Below are 19226 nucleotides of genomic sequence, written 5' to 3' on the forward strand. Positions count from 1 at the left end.
TTCTTTTAGTTGTTGATTTCATAACACTCTCCAATTTTGGGGGGAGAAAGTGTCAACCTTATTTAGGACGGCACACCCAAAGCAATAAAAAAGCTGGCATTTAGCCAGCTTTTTCTTTTTTGGTCAGTCTCTTAAATCATGAAGATAAAGATAACTGCTAGTGCAGTGATGAGGCCTGCAAATGCATAGCATGCAATTTTACCAATCACACCAGTGTGGAATTTAAGGTCGTGCATGCCGTGGTGTACACGGTGCATTGCATGCCACATTGGCAATGCTAGCGTGCCAATGATGAATAGCGCACCGATGATGCTGGTTGCGAAGGCAGAGACACGCTCGTAGCTCATCGCTTCTGCGTCAATCACGCCTAGTGGGACCAAGATACCTAGCACAAGAACGGTGATTGGCGTGATCATCGCGAACCAAGTACCACCTGAGCCAAACAGACCCCACCAGATTGGCTCATCAGAACGTTTTGGTGATGTGTTTACACTATAATTCGGTTTCATTGCTCAGCTCCTTACACCACGATGAGAACGATCAGTGAGATAAACGCAACAGCGGCCCACTGAGTCAATACGATGATCTTCTTGTCCACTGGTTTGCCTTTCAAACGAATTGGCATTACTTGTGGCATCATGCTGAAGAAAGTTTGAGCGTGGAATAGGCTACCGAGTAGTGCAACGATGTTGATTGCGACTACGATTGGGTTCGCCATGAATGCTAACCAACCTTGCCATGCTTCAGGACCTTTCACCAAGCAACCTAAACCGAAAGTTAGGAACAGAGTGAATAGGATTAACGGAAGCACCGTAGCTTCACGTAGCATGTAGAAGCGGTAGAAAGGATGGTTCTTCCACCAAGTGCGTTTTACTTCACGAACGTAAGGTTTACGATTGCTCATCCTTATGCCTCCACTTTCTTTGGTGAACCATCAGGTTTCAACATAGCAATCACGAAGTCCATAGAAGACTCCACTTTGCCTTGGTTTACTGCCGCTGCTGGGTCAACGTTCTTCGGACAAACTTCAGAACAGTAACCAACAAACGTACAACCCCAAGCACCGTTTTCACCGTTGATAAGCTTCATGCGCTCATCTTTACCGTTGTCACGGCTGTCTAGGTTGTAGCGGTGGGCTAGCGTTAGTGCAGCAGGACCGATGAACTCTGGGTTAAGACCAAACTGAGGACATGCTGCATAGCACAGACCACAGTTGATACAGCCAGCGAATTGCTTGTATTTCGCCATCTGTTCTGGCGTTTGCAAGTTCGTACCGTCTTCTGGTTTACGATCGTTACCAATGATGTATGGTTTGATTGCTTCTAGGCGCTCGATGAATGGCGTCATATCAACAATCAAGTCTTTCTCGATTGGGAAGTTCGCTAGAGGCTCGATAGTCACACCGTCTGGGTAGTCACGTAGGAAGCTCTTACAAGCAAGTTTCGGTACGTTGTTCACCATGATGCCGCAAGAACCACAGATCGCCATACGGCAAGACCAACGGTAAGACAGATCTTTGTCTAGGTGGTCTTTGATGTAACCAAGTGCGTCAAGTACAGACATGGTTTCATCGAATGGGACTTCGAATGTTTGCTTGTATGGTTCTGCATCTTTCTCTGGGTCGTAACGCAGGATGTCTACTTTTTGAATGCGATTTGCTGACATTATGCTTGCTCCTCTGCGTTCTTCTCTTCAGCCGCTGCTTTTTCTGCTGCTTCACCGTATAGACGAGCTTTTGGCTGTGACTTAGTGATGGTCACATTGCTGTAATCGATACTTGGTGCTGACTCTGGCTTGTAGAAAGCAAGTGAGTGTTTTAGGAAATTCACGTCATCACGTTCTGTACAACCGTCGTCTAGACGTTGGTGCGCGCCGCGCGACTCTTTACGTAGAATCGCAGAGTGAACCATCGCTTCTGCGACTTCTAGGCCGTAACCCACTTCGATTGCGTATAGAAGGTCTGTGTTGAACACTTTACCTTTGTCTTTGATGCTGATGCGTTTGTAGCGTTCTTTCAACTCAGTGATTTTGTCGATAGTCGCTTGCATCAAATCTTCTTGGCGGTATATACCACAGCCCGCTTCCATGGTGTGGCCCATTTCTGTGCGTATTTCTGCCCAGTTTTCGTCGCCTTCTTGGTTCATCAGTTTCGCGATGCGCTCTTCAACGGCTTTGACTTGCGCGTCAATTGCCGCGTCGTTCCAGCCTTTGAATTCTGCTGCGCGTTTCACTGCATTTTCACCCGCTACGCGGCCAAATACCACGAACTCAGCCAGTGAGTTAGAACCTAGACGGTTTGCACCGTGAAGACCAACAGACGCACATTCACCCACCGCGAATAGGCCTTTAATGCGAGTTTCACAACCGCCGTCCGTTTCAATACCACCCATGGTGTAGTGAACGGTTGGACGAATTGGAATTGGCTCTTTTGCAGGGTCCACGTTTACGTAAGCTTTTGCTAGCTCACAGATGAACGGTAGACGCTCTTGTAGGTACTCTTCACCAAGATGGCGAAGGTCTAGGTGCACCACGTCACCCAGTGGGTGTTTGATGGTGTTGCCTTTCTGTTGTTCGTGCCAGAAAGCTTGAGAAACTTTGTCACGAGGACCCAGTTCCATGTATTTGTTCTTCGGTTGGCCAACTGGAGTTTCAGGGCCCATGCCGTAATCTTGTAGGTAACGATAGCCGTTCTTGTTAACGATGATACCGCCTTCACCACGACAACCTTCCGTCATCAGGATACCTGTGCCTGGAAGACCGGTTGGGTGGTATTGAACGAATTCCATATCACGTAGAGGAACGCCGTGACGGTAAGCCATTGCCATACCATCGCCCGTTACGATACCACCGTTGGTGTTACAGTGGTAAACACGGCCCGCGCCACCTGTTGCTAGAACAACCGATTTTGCTTTGATAGTAACAAGCTCGCCTTCAGACATGTGAATAGCAATCAGACCTTGAACTTCGCCTTCATCAACAAGCAGATCCACCACAAAGTACTCATCAAAACGTTTGATGTTGCTGTACTTCATTGATGTCTGGAATAGCGTATGAAGCATGTGGAAGCCAGTTTTGTCTGCAGCGAACCAAGTACGTTCAACCTTCATACCACCAAAGCGGCGTACGTTGACTTCACCGTTCTCTTTACGACTCCATGGGCAACCCCATTGCTCCATTTGGATCATTTCGCGAGTCGCGTTCTCTACAAAGTATTCAACAACATCCTGTTCACATAGCCAGTCACCACCGCCAACAGTGTCGTTGAAGTGGTTGTCTAAGCTATCTTCATCCTTGATAACTGCTGCTGAGCCACCCTCTGCAGCGACCGTGTGGGAGCGCATTGGATAAACTTTAGAAATCAGAGCGACTTCTAAGTCTGGGTTTGCTTCAGCCGCTGCAATAGCAGTACGAAGACCAGCGCCGCCTGCGCCGATGACTGCGATATCTGTGGTGATAATTTGCACAGTTATCCTCCAGTGTGTGATTGCGGAAATCCGCTTGTTATTGTCATTACGAGGCGCTCTTTAAAAAGAACTCCCCAAAAGTAGTAGGGTTAGTGTAGATGAGCCACATGGCAGAAAAATTGATGTAATTGGGTTTTTGCTTCGGTAATGCACTTAAGGGCATAGAATTTATAGGTTATGTGACTGCTATCACGGCATCGAGGTTTTGGCCCTCAAGCATTAACATTAGGGATGTTAAACCTGTGTTGCGTGACATTAACCGCATGGATAATAGGTTTTTAACTGAGTGTTTTTTGTGCTGCGGCACGAGTAATGCTTGCCTCAAATTGGCGAGCACATTAGTAAAAAGAAGAAGGGATATTCCTCTCTTCTTGAAGAGTAAAAAGCATGTAGAATGAGGCTTTCCTCGCTGAATTAAAGTTTGAGAGACTTGTTATGCAAACCAACTGGCAACCTACTGCTTCCATTGACCAACTTCGTCAACGTGCGACGTTAATCGCGTCGATTCGACAATTCTTCGCTGACCGACAGGTGATGGAAGTCGATACGCCAGCCATGAGTCACGCAACCGTGACTGACATTCATTTGCATACTTTCCAAACCGAGTTTGTTGGCCCAGGCTATGCCGATGGCAGTAAGCTGTTTTTTATGACCAGCCCAGAGTTCCATATGAAGCGCCTTTTGGCTGCGGGCAGCGGTTGTATTTATCAAATCAACAAAGCATTTCGTAATGAAGAGAATGGTCGCTACCACAACCCTGAATTCACGATGTTGGAGTGGTATCGCGTTGGCTTTGACCATCATAAATTGATGGATGAAATGGATGACCTGTTGCAGCTGGTATTGAAGTGTGGCGCAGCGCAGCGCATGACGTATCAGCAAGCCTTCATTGATGTGTTGGGTGTGTGTCCACTGGAAGGCTCGATGACTGAGCTGAAAGCGGCGGCAAGCAAGCTGGGTTTGAGTGACATTGCTGAGCCTGAAGAAGATCGCGATACGCTGCTGCAACTACTATTTAGCGTGGGAGTAGAAAACAAAATTGGTCAGGACGTGCCAGCTTTTGTGTACGACTTCCCTGCATCACAGGCGGCGCTTGCGAAAATCAATCCTCAAGATCATCGCGTCGCGGATCGTTTTGAAGTGTACTTTAAGGGGATAGAGCTGGCGAACGGATTTCATGAACTGGATAACCCGAAAGAGCAATTAGCGCGCTTTGAACAAGATAACGCAAAGCGTATCGAAATGGGTTTAAAACCACAGCCGATCGATTATCATCTGATCTCTGCACTGGAAGCAGGGTTGCCAGATTGTGCAGGGGTCGCGTTGGGTATCGATCGTTTGATCATGCTGGCGCTGGGCTGTGACCACATTGATCAAGTGACGGCCTTTCCATTTCCAATTGCATAAGGACGTCCAATGAACCTGACGGCTGCACGTTTCGTCATCTTTAGCTACGCCATATTGATCGCTTTTTTATCTCTGAGTTCAGGTGAACTGCAAGACCGGGGTAATATCGCGTATCTCGACAAAATGCAGCACGCTATGGCGTACAGCGGCTTTGCGTTTTTAGGTTGTTTTTGTGTGTGGCGTTGGCGTCAACGTTGGGCGGTGGCGATTGGTATTTTGCTATTCAGCGCCGTTATTGAGTGGTTGCAAGGGTATGTAGGGCGACAAACTTCTTGGTTAGACCTTGTCGCCAACTCAACTGGCATCTTAACTGGTCTGTTATGTTACCGTATTTGGAGCCTCTATCGACCTAGGTTGGTGAAGTCGCTATACTCGATTCGTTAATGAAGAGGGAACACGATAACAATGAAAACGCGCGACAAAATCGTCTACGCGGCACTGGAGTTGTTCAACCAACATGGTGAGCGAAACATCACCACCAATCACATTGCCGATCACATCGAAATTAGCCCTGGTAATCTGTATTACCACTTCCGCAATAAGCAAGAAATCGTTCGTGAGATCTTTGCGCTTTATTCAGCAGAACTTTTAGAAAGATTTACCCCTATTCAAGGTTCGCAAGAGAGCCTGACTATGCTGAAGAGCTACCTAGACTCTATTTTTACCTTGATGTGGAAATACCGCTTTTTCTACGCAAACTTACCAGAAATCTTGTCACGAGATGAACAGCTACACGAACAGTACATCGATGTGCAAGAGAAGCTGCAAGCGAACCTCATTGCTATTATGCAAGAGTTCGTAACGATGAAGCTGTTGAATGTCGATCAACAACAGTTGAAGTCATTGGTATGTACATTGCACTTGATTGCGTGTAGTTGGTTGGCATATCAATCCGCGATGGCTTCAAAAACCAACATTACTGAGCAAATGGTGAAGCAAGGGATGTTGCAGATGCTTAATGTCGTTAAGCCATTAGCAACAGAGCAGGGCTTAGAGCAGCTACTGTTATTAGAAGATGCGGTTAGCAATCTACACAGTTAAACGTCAAACTGCTTAATATTTCGAGAGTCACTCTCATTTTCGAGTCGTGGCTCGAGTTGACTTGTCAAATATGCCACGCACAATAGTCCCATACGCTAAAAACCCTTGCAGGGATAAGATTCTCGATAAAGGAACTATCGCCCCATGAATTACGACATTTTTAATGGTGATGCTGATGGCATCATTGCTCTTCTACAATTGCGTTTGGCTGATCCTGTCGATGCCCAGTTAATAACCGGTGTAAAGCGCGACATCAAGCTGGTGGAAAAAGTAGACGTGCAAGCGGGTGATGAGCTGACTGTGTTAGACATTTCGATGGAAAAGAACATGGCAGGTCTAGAGCAAGCTTTGGCTCAAGGCGCGCACGTCTTTTACGCCGATCATCACAAAGCGGGCGACATTCCTCAGCATGGTAATTTGGATGCGCACATCGATCTCGATGCCAACATGTGCACGGCGTTGATTGTCGATAAGTTGCTTGATGGGCGTTTTCATGACTGGGCGATTACGGCGGCTTATGGCGATAACATGATTGCTAAAGCCGATGAGTTAGCGAATAACGCGGGCTTGTTGCAGCAACAGAAAGAGCAGCTAAAAGAGCTGGGTACTTTAATTAACTACAACGGCTACGGATCGAAGGTCGAAGATTTACACTTTCACCCTGCGGAGCTGTACCGAGCTTTGCTGAAGTACACGTCACCATTTGAAGCTATTGAAGATACGGCCTCGCCATACTACCAATTGCAATCGGCTTACCAACAAGACATGGAGGCGGCTCTCGCAGTGCCTGCCATGCATGAGAGTGGTAAGCTGAAGTTGTTTGAGTTACCAAACACGGCGGCATCACGCCGAATCAGTGGTGTTTATGGCAACTGGCTAGCAAACCAAACCCCTGACTCTGCGCATGCGGTACTTACTGAAAATGCAGATGGTACTTATACGGTTTCACTCCGCGCCCCATTAAACAATAAACAAGGTGCCGTTGCCGTGTGTGGTCAGTTCCCGACAGGTGGGGGGCGAGAGGCGGCGGCAGGAATCAACGCGTTAAGCAAAGATGATGTGAATGCTTTTATTGATGCGGTAGAAACCTACTACGCATAGCATTTTCCAAAATATGAATACAAAAAAGGAGCCGAGTGGCTCCTTTTTTATTATAAGTCTATGAGTCAGATAATCAGCGTTTTAACCAAGATTTCGGATTCTGCGCTTCACTATTACGACGAATTTCGAAGTACAGCGATGGTCTGTCTTGACCACCTGTATCACCCGCGAGAGCAATCACTTCGCCGGCGGTGACTCGGTCGCCTTCTTTTTTAGTTAACGCTTGGTTGTAACCATAGAGGGTCATGTCACCTTTTCCGTGGTCGAGCAGTACCACTAAACCGTATCCGCGCAGATACTCAGCAAATACGACAGTACCAGGATAAACGGCTTTCACTTGTTGACCATAGTTGGCAGACAACACCATGCCCTTCCAGTTTACCTGCCCGGTTTGTCGCGTACCAAAGTTGTGTAACACACTGCCTTTGAGTGGCCAAGGCAACTTACCGCGCTGTTTGCCGAGTCCGTCCATTGGCACCGCATTACGCTTCGCTGCTTTGGCGATCTCTGCTTTTAAACGGGTTTCGTTGCGTTGCAGCTCGGCTAAGTAGCGTTTGTCATTCTTGATACTGCTCTGAATTTTATTCAGGGTTTGCTTACGCTTGGATTGTGTACTCGCTAGCGCTGTACGTTTTTCGGATTGCTGCTTGAGCAGAGTCTCGATTTGCTCTTTTTCTAGCTCGAGCTGGTTTTTGTTGTGCGCTAATTCTTGGGTTATTTTGGTGATCGCATCAATCACTTCAGCACGTGCTTTAGCTAAATGCTGGAAGTATTGGCTCATGCGGTCTTCTTCCACACCTTGATTTAACAAGTGACCATTGGCCTTCGCTCGCTCGGTTACGTAATACGTTTGCAGCAGCTGTTTGAGTTCTTCTTCTTGCTCTTGACGCTGTGCTTCTTGCAAGGCAATTTTCTCTTCCAGGTTTTCTATGTTTTTGTCTGCTTGTGCGAGGTTAGACTTGGTTTGTCGTATTTCACGCTCAAGCTTAGAAATACCAAGCTCTTGATCTTTTAGTGATTTCTGTAACTCATTGAGCTGCTTTTCTTGGGAAGAGAGCGATTTGCGCTGACGGCTTATCTCACTGGATACGCCTTTGAGCTCTTGCTGACTCACAGCAGAGGAGGTAATGGGATAAGTGGCAGATAAAGCACAAGTTAATAAAATAGCCGAGCGTAGAACAGGGTGATTTTGTTTTCGCACTTGAGAGTTACCTACCACGTTGTTGTCAAAAAGGTTTGTTGACGATTAAATACCATCTCCATGGATAAAGCTTTGCGACTTGCCGTTAAAGCCTTGATCCATATCGAGAGAGGGTTTGTCCGTTTTTGGACGTCCGACGATTTTTGCAGGCACGCCAGCCACCGTTGTGTGAGGAGGCACGGCTTGCAATACCACAGAGCAAGATCCGATTTTCGCGCCTTCACCGACTTCGATATTGCCAAGAATCTTTGCACCAGCTCCGATCATCACACCCTCGCGAATTTTCGGGTGACGATCACCGCATTCTTTACCAGTACCACCAAGGGTGACATCTTGCAGTATAGACACGTCGTTTTCGACCACGGCAGTTTCACCAATCACGATGCCTGTTGCATGGTCGAGCATGATACCACTACCAATGCGCGCTGCAGGGTGAATATCGACCTGACATGCTACCGAAATCTGATTTTGTAGGTAAGTCGCAAGAGCGTGACGACCTTGCTTCCACAGCCAGTTTGCTACTCGGTAGCCTTGCAGTGCGTGATAGCCTTTTAGGTACAGCAATGGCATTGAATACATTGAAACAGCAGGGTCGCGATTGACCGTGGCACAAATATCACAAGCCGCACCGTCAGTGATGGTTGGATCAGCCGCAAAGGCTTCTTCAACCACTTCACGCACAGCCATCGCTGGCATGGAAGCGGTGTTCAATTTGTTAGCCAGAATATAACTCAGAGCGGCACACAAACTTTCATGCTTGATAATGGTGGCATGATAGAAGCTTGCCAGCATAGGCTCTTGTTCTGACATTTCACGGGCTTCTGAGACAATTTTGTTCCAGACTTTTTGTTTTTCGCAGTGTTTCATTCTCAATATCCAGAGTGGTTCTTCCGTGACCCGACAACTTCAATTTTTCTCAGATGAGCTGCAAAGGGCGGTAGATTGCTACTTTCCTTCGGCTTTTTTGTCACGAGCAAGTAAATCTTGCGCTGCTAAGCGCGCATCTTTTCCTTGATACAATACTTGATAAATTTGATCAACTATCGGCATCTCAACACCCATACGTTGAGAAAGTAGCCATACTTCTTTTGTATTGCGGTAACCTTCAACCACTTGACCAATTTTTTCTTGAGCCGTATCAACGTCTTTACCTTGGCCTAATGCCAAGCCAAAGCGTCGGTTACGTGATTGGTTATCGGTACATGTCAGGACAAGATCGCCTAAACCCGCCATGCCCATAAAGGTTTCTGGCTGTGCACCCAGCGCAGCACCAAGGCGACTCATTTCAGCCAAGCCACGAGTAATTAATGCAGTACGGGCGTTGGCGCCAAAACCGATACCATCAGACATACCTGCACCAATCGCAATAACGTTTTTCACAGCGCCGCCCAATTGCATACCAATAAAGTCACTATTGGCGTATACGCGGAAGGTTTTGCTACAGTGGATTTTTTCTTGTAGATCCGCAACAAATTCAGAATCTGGAGACGCAACTGAAATTGCAGTCGGCATACCCATTGCGAGCTCTTTCGCAAACGTTGGGCCAGACAATACTGCTAGTGAGTAGTTTTCACCGATAATGTCATAAGCGACGTCTTTCAGCAGGCGCCCCGTTTCAGGTTCAAGCCCTTTGGTTGCCCAACAGATGCGAGAGTCTTCGCGCAAGAATGGTTTACAGCTGTTTAGCACGATGCCAAAGACATGGCTTGGAACCACAACCAACAAATCTCGGCTTGCTTGAACGGCTTTTTCTAAATCCGATTCAATGATCAAGCTTTCAGGGAAATCAACACCTGGTAAGAAGGCATGGTTAGCTCGGTCTGCTTCTAGGCGAGCCATGTGCTCTGGCTCGTGTCCCCAAAGGACAACGTTCGCGCCGTTACGAGCGAGTGAAATTGCCAAAGAGGTGCCGTATGAGCCTGCGCCAATCACAGTCATTGCGATGTCTTTACCGTAAGCATTGTTTGTATTTGCTTGTGTCATGCTACCGCCTAATTGTCTTGCTACTAGTAGAATCTAGTTCCTAATCGTCAAATTTTACGCCTTCTGGCGATTAGGAACTAGGAACTTTTGTCAGAAATAAAAAATGCACATTGCATCGAATGGTAGACGCTCTGTGCATTTTATTTGAGTGGGTGACGTCAGCACTGTGGCTATTCGTCACTTATAAAACGTGAATTACGCTTCAGCTTCGCCTTGTTGAGCTTGCTGTTGTAGGTAGTTCATGAATAGCGCGTCAAAGTTTACTGGCGCTAGGTTCAGTTGAGGGAACGTACCTTTAACGACTAGGCTTGAGATAGTTTCACGAGCGTATGGGAATAGGATGTTCGGGCAGAATGCGCCTAGGCAATGTGCAAGTTGACCAGCTTCCATTTGTTCAGCAGTGAAGATACCACCTTGTTGAACTTCACATAGGAACGCAGTCTCTTCTTCGTTCTTCACAGTAACGGTTAGGCGTAGAACAACTTCGTAAACGCCTTCACCAAGCTCACGGCTTTGAGTGTCTAGGTCTAGTTTAACGTCTGGGTTCCACTCTTTCTGGAAAATTACTGGAGAGTTCGGCGCTTCAAAAGAAACGTCTTTTAGGAAGATGCGTTGAATTGCGAAGTTTTGTTGTGCGTCTTGAGGTGCTGCTTCAGCCATTTTTTAATCCTTAAATCAATATTTGTTGAGCCTAGAAACGTCTAAGCTCAGAAAACTGGTATGTCCTGAGACTAACTGAGCCAATCTACCTTGACTAGATGAAGCGTGTATTACGTGCAAAGCGTCACAACTTAATGCTCCAACTGCTTTCAATTTGCTCAGTTTTTTGTCCGCGAGGCTTGGTAAAAGCGCGTTTAAACGCGAACTTTCGTTCTTGCCACGTTCCTACTTCTTACCGCGAACTAACGGCAGGTTCGCTTCGTTCCACGCAATCAAACCATTTTTTAGTAGGCTCACGTTTTCGAAGCCAGCTTTTACTAGTAGGTTTGCGCTTTCTTGAGCGGTCTGTCCTGTCTTACATACAACAATGATTGGGTCTGATTTGTGGTTTTCAAGGCTACCCAAGTTACCCGCTTTGATGTCTGACGGTAAAATGTGAAGTGAGTCGGTGATATGACCTTTTTTGAACTCGTCTTTGGTACGGATATCCACTACAACGCCGTTTTCACGGTTCATAAGATGAGTCAGTTGGTTTACGTTGATTTCTTTGTATGCGGCTGTCGCTGATTTCACGATGTTCATGATAAAGGCGACAAGAAGACCTACCCAAACCAAAGATAGAATCATGTTCTGTTGGAAAAATTCAATGTACTCTTGCATGTCTTGAGCTCTTACGCTGTTGGCGGAAAAATAAAGCAGGAGTATAGCGAGGTTACGGCTCTTAGGCGAGAGGGTTAAAATTTTCTAACGAATAATTGAGATCTCTATAAACCCGTTATGCCCTTACTATCCGTACATTTCGCTCTGGTAGCTTGATTGCTTTTGCCTATTGGACTTATCGGTTTAAGTGACTTCTGTTTTACTGAGAAAAGAGAACAATAGGTATTAACCCATCTTGTTTGATGTTGCTTTAAATTAGCGCTGTTTCAAGTGCAAAAATAAGAATGAGAAGCGTAAGAAAACCGAACTTAGACTGGGGTGTACAAAGCGTATTAGAAATGACTATGCTTGTGGAACACGATTGTCGGCACTGACTCGTTGTTCGCTTAACTTGTAAGATAGCAACAATAAATCGCAAACATTATTTGATCTTAACCTACAGTTTTGGTTAAAAAGTGTAGTAAAATTACGCTAGTTTTGTTTCAAGGTTAGATAGGGCAGCGAGGCCCTACGCCAAAAGTTACTTAAATTTGATGAGGTCATCACTATGTCAGCTAAGAAGCCACTGGCTCTAGTTATCCTTGACGGTTACGGTTACCGTGAAGACACAGCAAGTAACGCAATTGCGAATGCGAAAACACCAGTAATGGATGCTCTGATTGCGAATAACCCACACACATTAATCTCTGCTTCAGGCATGGATGTTGGCCTTCCTGATGGTCAAATGGGTAACTCTGAAGTTGGTCACACTAACATTGGTGCAGGCCGCGTTGTATACCAAGACCTGACTCGTATCACTAAATCAATTGCGGATGGTGAGTTCGAAGAAACGCCTGCGCTAGTTGAAGCTATCGACTCTGCAGTGAAAGCTGAAAAAGCAGTACACATCATGGGCCTGATGTCTCCAGGCGGTGTTCACTCTCACGAAGACCACATTTACGCTGCAGTTGAAATGGCAGCGGCGCGTGGCGCAGAGAAAATCTACCTACACTGCTTCCTAGACGGCCGTGACACACCACCACGTAGTGCTGAAAACTCACTACAACGTTTCCAAGACCTATTTGCGAAACTAGGTAAAGGCCGCGTTGCTTCTCTAGTAGGTCGTTACTACGCAATGGACCGTGACAACAATTGGGATCGCGTCCAAGTTGCTTACGATCTTCTAACTCAAGCTAAAGCTGAGTTCACAGCAGAAACGGCAGTTGCAGGTCTAGAAGCGGCTTACGCTCGTGAAGAAAACGACGAATTCGTTAAAGCAACAGCTATCAAAGCAGAAGGTCAAGAAGACGCAATCATGCAAGATGGTGATGCGGTTATCTTCATGAACTACCGTGCTGACCGTGCACGTCAAATCACTCGTGCATTCGTTCCTGCATTTGACGGCTTTGAGCGTGCAGTATTCCCAGCAATCAACTTTGTGATGCTGACTCAATACGCGGCTGATATCCCTCTAGCTATCGCATTCCCACCTGCGTCTCTAGAAAACACTTACGGTGAGTGGCTATCTAAACAAGGTCAAACTCAGCTACGTATCTCTGAAACAGAGAAATACGCACACGTGACTTTCTTCTTCAACGGTGGTGTTGAGAACGAATTTGAAGGCGAAGAGCGTCAATTGGTTGCTTCTCCAAAAGTTGCAACGTACGACATGCAGCCTGAAATGAGCTCTCCAGAACTAACAGATAAGATGGTTGCGGCTATCAAGTCTGGTAAGTTCGATACCATCATCTGTAACTACCCGAACGCAGATATGGTTGGTCACACTGGCGTTTATGAAGCGGCTGAGAAAGCAATCGAAGCTCTAGATGAAAGTGTGGGTAAAGTGGTTGAAGCAATCAAAGAAGTTGGCGGTCAACTATTGATCACTGCGGACCACGGTAACGCAGAAATGATGATCGACCCTGAAACTGGCGGCATCCACACTGCTCACACTAACCTACCAGTACCTCTAATCTATGTAGGTGACAAAGCGGTTGAATTCAAAGAAGGCGGTAAACTGTCTGACCTTGCACCAACCATGCTTTCTCTAGCTGGTCTAGAAATCCCAGCAGAAATGACGGGTGAAGTACTAGTTAAATGATTAACTAACGGCTCCGAATGACAAAAGCCCGAGTTTAAACTCGGGCTTTTTTGTATCTGGCAGTAAGGGCTGGTCTGTAAGGTTACTGAACCAATATGCCCGCACCAATCACAGCTAGGGCTGCGCCCAACCATGCAAATCGGTTTGGTCGGCGTTTCGTGTAAATCCAGAGCAGTGGTAGCAACATAATTGGCGTGGTTGAAGATAGCAGTGCAACCATACCTACATTTCCTTCTTGCAGTGCGTATAAGATTAGCGTCATGCCGACGGCCATCGCCAAGAAACCATTAAGTGCAGTAATACCAAATACGCGCCAAGTAATGTGTTGCGTCGAGCGAGCGACTTTGACCCCTAGAATTAACAACATGCTGTGGGCGAAAAAGGCACTGATCATTCGAATAGCAGAAGCCGCAACTGGGTCAATACTGGTTTGCATTACTGGCTTGGCGATGATGCCGCCCAATGCTTGGCACATTGCTGCGGTTAAGCCAAGTCCAATACCCACCCAGATGTTACCTTTAATGTCTTCCAAGACGTTATTCACTTGACCTCTTCGGCCAAAGAATATCGCCATCACCACGCCGCTAAATACCAATGATGCGCCCAGTAGTTCTATTGTGGTCATGACTTCGCTAAATAAGAAGTAGCCCAAGATGGCAGAGAACACGGCGTGGCAAGAGAAGAGTAACCCGGCTTGTCTTGGCCCCATACGATTCAAACACGCGAATAGAGCGGTATCGCCAATAAAAATACCAATCAGTCCTGAGGCCATCATTGGCGTTACATGTTCCCAAGAAACCGTTAACCAGCCGCCAGTTATCCAGGCCATTGTTGATAAGATCACGGCTGTGCAGCCCATACGCCAGCGGCTGTAAGAAAATGCGCCTAGGTGTTGTGCAGGAATGACCGAAATTAGGCTAGAAACTGCCCACAGAAAAGCGGAGCATAAAGCAAGCCATTCGTAACCCATGATGTGTCGACGTCCTTGTAGAGTAGAGGAGTCTTAATATGCACGAAATTTATGGGATGTAAAAGCCGCTCTGTAAGGGCAGTAGCTGGAGAGCAGCTCCATGACAACACGCTTTTTCATGGAGCTCTTCGATTAAAACAGTACCAAAACTGCGCCATACACGATAAGTAGACCAATCAAACCAAGAATCAGCCCCACTTTCGCCATGTCTTTGCTCTCGATGAGGCCTGTTGAATAAGCCAAAGAGTTTGGTGGTGTGGAAACCGGTAAGATCATGCCAAGTGATGCGGAGAAGGCGACGACAACCAGTAAACCTTGTAGGCCACCAACCGCAATAAGGCTTGGCATGGATGTACCAATAGCGGCAGCAATAGGCATCAATAAGTTTGCCGTTGCGGTATTAGACATAAAGTTCGCCATTAACCAGCACACTACCGATAGGGCTAAAACAACGGCAAATGGTGATAGCAGGCTGTAATCAATGGCGTGCGCTAATGCTTCGGCTAAGCCCGTTTTGTCTAAGGCAATACCAATTGCGATACCACCGGCAACTAGCCATAAAACATCCCAGTTAATCAGCTTGAGCTCTTCTTTTCCCATAATGCCCGTTAACGTGAACACTGCTAGTGGGATAATCGCGACAACGTATGTATTCATGCCATGCACTTTCGTTGTCATCCAAAGCACAATGGTTAGTGCAAAAGTGATGTAGACGACGATCGCACGCCAGCTCCTTTTGAATGTACCATCTAGCTTTAGTTTCATTTCTGGTTCGCTAGACGGAAACAGCTTTTGCAACAAGAACCAAGCTACAGTGAGTTGTACCAACACAAATGGTAGACCCATTGTCATCCACGATAGGAAGTCTATCGCGTTTTCTCCAGTGAGATATTGAAGCGCTATCGCATTAGGTGGCGTGCCTATCGGAGTCGCAATGCCGCCTGTATTCGCGGCAATTGGAATACACAACACCAGTGCTTTAATGCCTAAATCCCCTTTAGGTGCTGAAGCGACGATGGGGCCAAGCAGGGCTAGCATCATCACGGTCGTGGCAGTATTGGACATAAACATTGAAAAAACGGCGGTAATTAACATCAAGCCCAGCATGATGAACTTAGGTTGTGTGCCGAATGGTTTTAATAGAACTCGGGCGAGGTTGTTGTCGAGCTCGTATTTGGAAGCCGCAATCGCGAGAGCAAAACCACCCATAAAAAGAATAATGATCGGTGAAGAGAAGGCCGAGAAAATATCGGTGTAAGCAATTAACTCTCCTAAATCATGCCCCGCTGGTGGATTGCGAAATAGATGCAAACCTTTATCCGATATCATGATCAGTTCAAGAGCGATAATAAGAATGGACGTAGCAAAAACGGGAACCGGCTCGAGAACCCAAAGTAGGGCAGCAAGAAGAAAAATAGCCAACAGGCGATGCTGAATTAAAGTGAGATCGTTAATAGGAATAGCATCTATCGGCATCATCAAAACACCGAGCGGAATTAAAAAGCACACCAGCAATTTCGCCAACGTGTTTACACTCATCTTTGGCATTGGCTGCCCCTCTAAATATTCATTCTAAGCGCAGGATAATTGATTGTGGAATGAGGGTCTTAGAGGCAGGTATGAGTTTGAGAAATAGAGGCTAAATTTCGAACGGAGTTTTGCTTTTTATCAATAAAAAGAGCCCTTAATAAAGGGCTCTTTAACGGTGTTTTACTTATTTTTTCAAGGCGTAAGGTGTGCCCATAACGGTTGGCTTACCGTTTTCCATGCTTGCGTCAAACTCAATCGCGTCTTTGGCAAACAGGTTAATAACAGTAGAACCCAGTTTGAAGCGGCCCATCTCTTCGCCTTTTTTCAAGATCACGGCCTTGTCACCCTCTGCTGGGTAATCCCATTTGTAGACAGTGTTTCCACGAGGCGGAGTGATAGTGCCAGCCCATACTTGCTCAATGCTACCAACAATTGTCGCACCAACAAGCACCTGTGCCATTGGACCAAACTCAGTATCGAAGATACACACCACACGCTCGTTACGAGCAAATAGGTTCGGTACGTTTTCTGCTGTCAGAGGGTTTACTGAGAACAGGTCACCTGGTACGTAAATCATTTGGCGCAGAGTGCCGTCACATGGCATGTGTACACGGTGGTAATCGCGCGGAGATAGATACAATGTGGCAAAAGAACCATCTTTAAATTCGTCCGCTAAATTCGCGTCACCGCCCAGCAATTCTTGCGCTGAGAAGTGATGACCTTTTGCTTGGATAAGTTGACCATCTTCAATAGGGCCAAACTGGCTAACACAAGCGTCGGCTGGATGAGTGATGACGTTTTCGCCTTCAGAAATTGGGCGTGTGCCTTCTTTTAGCTCACGAACGAAAAACTCGTTGAACGTTTTAAAATGCTTAGGATCTGAGTGCTTTGCCTCATCCATATTCACATTGTATTGTTTGATAAACCAACGAATAACTGCTGTTGTTAGACCGCCAGCTTTTGCTGAAGCCAGTTTACCCATTAGGCGAGTGAGGCCGTGTTGTGGGATCCAGTACTGCAGTCCAACTTTAAACTTGTCCATCTTTAATTCCGATACTTCTGTTAGATTCGCGCTTTAGGGCGCGTGATGTTACTGAAATTTAATTTGCTTGTCAGTATTAGGTGAAGACTTTTTACACAGTTACAGCCTTAACTCAATTACAGATCGGCTTTTTTATTACGTGAATACTGACGATTTGCTTTGTTTTCAACCATGCTTTCCAAAATGCGATGATAGTTTTCAAAGCGAGTTTCGTTAATTTCCCCGTTCTCGACAGCTTCGCGTAGAAGGCAGCCTGGGTCATCATTGTGTTTACAATCTCGGAACTTGCAACCGCCTAAATATGGTCGAAATTCAACGAATGCTTTTGTTACTTCTTCTGCTTCCAAATGCCAAAGACCAAATTCACGTACTCCAGGTGAGTCGATCAAATCGCCACCCGTTGGAATGTGGTATAAACGTGCAGCCGTCGTGGTGTGTTGGCCCAAGCCAGAGTTCTCAGAGACTTCGCCTTCTTCCACTTCGCTCTCTAGTTCCGGCATTAACGCGTTGACTAAGCTGGATTTCCCTACGCCTGATTGACCAACAAAGATATTAATTCGGTCACGCAGCAGGGTTTCTAGTTCAGCAATGCCTTCTCCAGACTTCTTGCTGACCAGAAGCACTTTATAGCCAATACGTTCATATTCTTTGAGCCATTCTTCATACATGGCACGGTCATCGGCTTCTAGAAGGTCGACCTTATTTAAGACCAACAATGGCGCAATATTCAGTGTTTCTGATGCAACGAGATAGCGGTCAATAATATTTAGCGATAGCTCTGGTAATACCGAAGAGACAATGACCATTTGATCAATATTGGCTGCAACGGGTTTTAGGCCATCGTAATAATCTGGACGAGTGAGCACTGAAGAGCGAGGTTCTACCGCTTCAACAACACCAGAGATGCCCGCCATAGACTCCAATCCTTCGCGCCATAAAACACGATCGCCAGATACTAGAGACTCAATACCACGGCGGAGGTTACAGCGTTGAATTTCGCCTGTTTCAAGGTCTTCAATGTCCGCGTGCTGACCAAAACGAGTGATCACGAGACCTTGCTTGCTGGCGCCTAGCATGTTTTCATCCCACTGGATGGAATCTTCTTGCTTCTTCAAACGCTTTTGTTGGTTGCTACGTACGCGTCGCACCTGACCTTTGGTTAACTTTTTCTTCTTTGCCACAATTCTGTACTTTATGTGAATTTACTCAAATGGTTGAGCCGTACTCTTGGCTCCGTGTATGAGTATCGTGTTTCTCGTATTTTGAGGTATAGTACCTCTTTTATCGATAAACAAATAGGCGGCGTAACCATGTCCTTTAGCGATCAAAACCTAATTTGGGTTGATTTAGAGATGACAGGGCTTGATCCTGAAACGCACAAAATCATCGAAATTGCTTCTATTGTCACGGATAGCGAACTAAATATTTTGGCTGAAGGTCCAGTGTTAGCGATTCATCAGCCGGAAGAAGAACTAGCGAAAATGGACGACTGGTGTACTAATACGCATACGGCAAGCGGTTTGGTGGAGCGCGTTCGAAACAGTCAAATCTCAGAACAAGACGCAGTCGCACAAACCATTGAATTTTTAGAAAAATGGGTGCCAAAAGGGGCGTCGCCAATATGTGGTAACAGCATTGGGCAGGATCGTCGCTTTTTATACAAGCACATGCCTGAGTTGGAAGAGTTCTTCCATTACCGATATGTTGACGTTAGTACTCTTAAAGAACTAGCACGTCGCTGGCAACCTGAGGTGCTAAATGGGTTCACAAAACAGGGAACACATTTGGCCTTGGACGACATTCGTGAGTCCATCGCAGAACTTAAGTACTATCGAGGTACTATTTTCAAGATTTAACTGTTAAGGTTGCGATCCAAATTGTTGTAATTTATATCGCTTTTGATTGCTTTTTCGTCGTTCAGTAAAAAAATAAAGTTTTTTTGAAGGAAGGACTTGCATCACAAAAAAATGCTCTTATAATTCGCAGCCCTAAACAGCGGAAACGTTGTTGATGCGACACTAGCTCAGTTGGTAGAGCGCAACCTTGCCAAGGTTGAGGTCACGAGTTCGAACCTCGTGTGTCGCTCC

19 protein-coding genes and 1 tRNA gene are annotated in these 19226 nt (G+C 46.2%); 7 read left to right on the forward strand and 13 right to left on the reverse strand.

Annotated elements, in window-relative coordinates:
• Nucleotides 1–131: 131 nt before the first annotated feature.
• Genes frdD through frdA form a run of 4 tightly spaced genes read right to left on the reverse strand, consistent with a single transcriptional unit; the run spans nt 132 to nt 3464 of the window.
• A complete protein-coding gene (gene frdD / locus R8N47_RS22750; RefSeq protein ID WP_064354382.1) occupies nt 132–509 on the reverse strand; it encodes a fumarate reductase subunit FrdD in 378 nt (125 codons plus the stop codon).
• Nucleotides 510–520: 11 nt separating this feature from the next.
• The gene (gene frdC / locus R8N47_RS22755) at nt 521–904 is read right to left on the reverse strand and encodes a fumarate reductase subunit FrdC (RefSeq protein ID WP_005381491.1); all 384 of its coding nucleotides are present in this window, start codon (nt 902–904) and stop codon (nt 521–523) included.
• Between the two features lie 2 nt (nt 905–906).
• Nucleotides 907–1665, reverse strand: coding sequence for a succinate dehydrogenase/fumarate reductase iron-sulfur subunit (locus tag R8N47_RS22760; RefSeq protein ID WP_005381489.1), 759 nt, complete (start codon nt 1663–1665; stop codon nt 907–909).
• Complete coding sequence (gene frdA, locus R8N47_RS22765; RefSeq protein WP_005381487.1) at nt 1665–3464, reverse strand: fumarate reductase (quinol) flavoprotein subunit; 1800 nt, start codon at nt 3462–3464, stop codon at nt 1665–1667. Before frdA ends, R8N47_RS22760 begins: the two co-directional genes overlap by 1 nt.
• 435 nt (nt 3465–3899) lie before the next feature.
• Between frdA and epmA the strand changes: the two genes are divergently transcribed.
• From epmA to R8N47_RS22785, 4 genes are all read left to right on the forward strand, one after another.
• Nucleotides 3900–4871 carry an elongation factor P--(R)-beta-lysine ligase gene (gene epmA / locus R8N47_RS22770; protein WP_005381485.1) on the forward strand — a complete coding sequence of 324 codons (972 nt, stop codon included), beginning with the start codon at nt 3900–3902 and terminating at the stop codon, nt 4869–4871.
• A 9-nt stretch (nt 4872–4880) separates the two neighbouring features.
• Nucleotides 4881–5255 carry a VanZ family protein gene (locus tag R8N47_RS22775; RefSeq protein ID WP_064354381.1) on the forward strand — a complete coding sequence of 125 codons (375 nt, stop codon included), beginning with the start codon at nt 4881–4883 and terminating at the stop codon, nt 5253–5255.
• A gap of 21 nt (nt 5256–5276) precedes the next feature.
• Entirely contained in the window at nt 5277–5912 is a 636-nt protein-coding gene (locus tag R8N47_RS22780) for a TetR/AcrR family transcriptional regulator (protein WP_005381480.1), read from the forward strand.
• 144 nt (nt 5913–6056) lie between these two features.
• Complete coding sequence (locus tag R8N47_RS22785) at nt 6057–7013, forward strand: acetyltransferase (RefSeq protein WP_017821834.1); 957 nt, start codon at nt 6057–6059, stop codon at nt 7011–7013.
• 73 nt (nt 7014–7086) lie between these two features.
• Here the strand turns inward: R8N47_RS22785 and R8N47_RS22790 are convergent, their stop codons facing one another.
• The 5 genes from R8N47_RS22790 to R8N47_RS22810 all read right to left on the reverse strand — a co-directional run bounded on the left by R8N47_RS22790 (nt 7087) and on the right by R8N47_RS22810 (nt 11517).
• Nucleotides 7087–8232, reverse strand: a complete 1146-nt coding sequence (locus R8N47_RS22790; protein ID WP_005381476.1) for a murein hydrolase activator EnvC family protein — start codon at nt 8230–8232, stop codon at nt 7087–7089.
• 27 nt (nt 8233–8259) lie between these two features.
• The gene (gene cysE / locus R8N47_RS22795; protein WP_005381475.1) at nt 8260–9081 is read right to left on the reverse strand and encodes a serine O-acetyltransferase; all 822 of its coding nucleotides are present in this window, start codon (nt 9079–9081) and stop codon (nt 8260–8262) included.
• A 78-nt stretch (nt 9082–9159) separates the two neighbouring features.
• Nucleotides 9160–10197, reverse strand: coding sequence for an NAD(P)H-dependent glycerol-3-phosphate dehydrogenase (gpsA, locus tag R8N47_RS22800; RefSeq protein WP_064354380.1), 1038 nt, complete (start codon nt 10195–10197; stop codon nt 9160–9162).
• Nucleotides 10198–10392: 195 nt separating this feature from the next.
• Nucleotides 10393–10857 carry a protein-export chaperone SecB gene (secB, locus tag R8N47_RS22805; protein WP_005386410.1) on the reverse strand — a complete coding sequence of 155 codons (465 nt, stop codon included), beginning with the start codon at nt 10855–10857 and terminating at the stop codon, nt 10393–10395.
• A 225-nt stretch (nt 10858–11082) separates the two neighbouring features.
• Nucleotides 11083–11517 (reverse strand): rhodanese-like domain-containing protein, encoded by a 435-nt coding sequence (locus R8N47_RS22810; protein WP_005386415.1) that lies wholly within the window; start codon nt 11515–11517, stop codon nt 11083–11085.
• A gap of 547 nt (nt 11518–12064) precedes the next feature.
• On the opposite strand from R8N47_RS22810, the gene gpmM reads away from it, so the two are divergent.
• Complete coding sequence (gene gpmM / locus R8N47_RS22815; protein WP_064354379.1) at nt 12065–13597, forward strand: 2,3-bisphosphoglycerate-independent phosphoglycerate mutase; 1533 nt, start codon at nt 12065–12067, stop codon at nt 13595–13597.
• An 82-nt stretch (nt 13598–13679) separates the two neighbouring features.
• Here the strand turns inward: gpmM and R8N47_RS22820 are convergent, their stop codons facing one another.
• From R8N47_RS22820 to rsgA, 4 genes are all read right to left on the reverse strand, one after another.
• Nucleotides 13680–14567, reverse strand: coding sequence for a DMT family transporter (locus R8N47_RS22820; protein WP_064354378.1), 888 nt, complete (start codon nt 14565–14567; stop codon nt 13680–13682).
• 132 nt (nt 14568–14699) lie between these two features.
• The gene (locus R8N47_RS22825) at nt 14700–16115 is read right to left on the reverse strand and encodes an SLC13 family permease (RefSeq protein ID WP_064354377.1); all 1416 of its coding nucleotides are present in this window, start codon (nt 16113–16115) and stop codon (nt 14700–14702) included.
• Between the two features lie 166 nt (nt 16116–16281).
• The gene (gene asd, locus R8N47_RS22830; protein WP_054730418.1) at nt 16282–17139 is read right to left on the reverse strand and encodes an archaetidylserine decarboxylase; all 858 of its coding nucleotides are present in this window, start codon (nt 17137–17139) and stop codon (nt 16282–16284) included.
• Between the two features lie 116 nt (nt 17140–17255).
• On the reverse strand, nt 17256–18320 hold the full coding sequence (gene rsgA, locus R8N47_RS22835; protein ID WP_005386419.1) for a small ribosomal subunit biogenesis GTPase RsgA: 1065 nt from the start codon (nt 18318–18320) through the stop codon (nt 17256–17258).
• A gap of 129 nt (nt 18321–18449) precedes the next feature.
• On the opposite strand from rsgA, the gene orn reads away from it, so the two are divergent.
• Together orn and R8N47_RS22845 are read left to right on the forward strand one after the other, a co-directional pair.
• Nucleotides 18450–18995: an oligoribonuclease gene (orn, locus tag R8N47_RS22840; protein ID WP_017635574.1), complete on the forward strand. Its 546-nt coding sequence runs from the start codon at nt 18450–18452 to the stop codon at nt 18993–18995.
• A gap of 156 nt (nt 18996–19151) precedes the next feature.
• Nucleotides 19152–19224 (forward strand) — tRNA-Gly (locus R8N47_RS22845).
• Nucleotides 19225–19226: the final 2 nt, after the last annotated feature.

This window comes from Vibrio sp. 2132-1 (assembly GCF_033344315.1).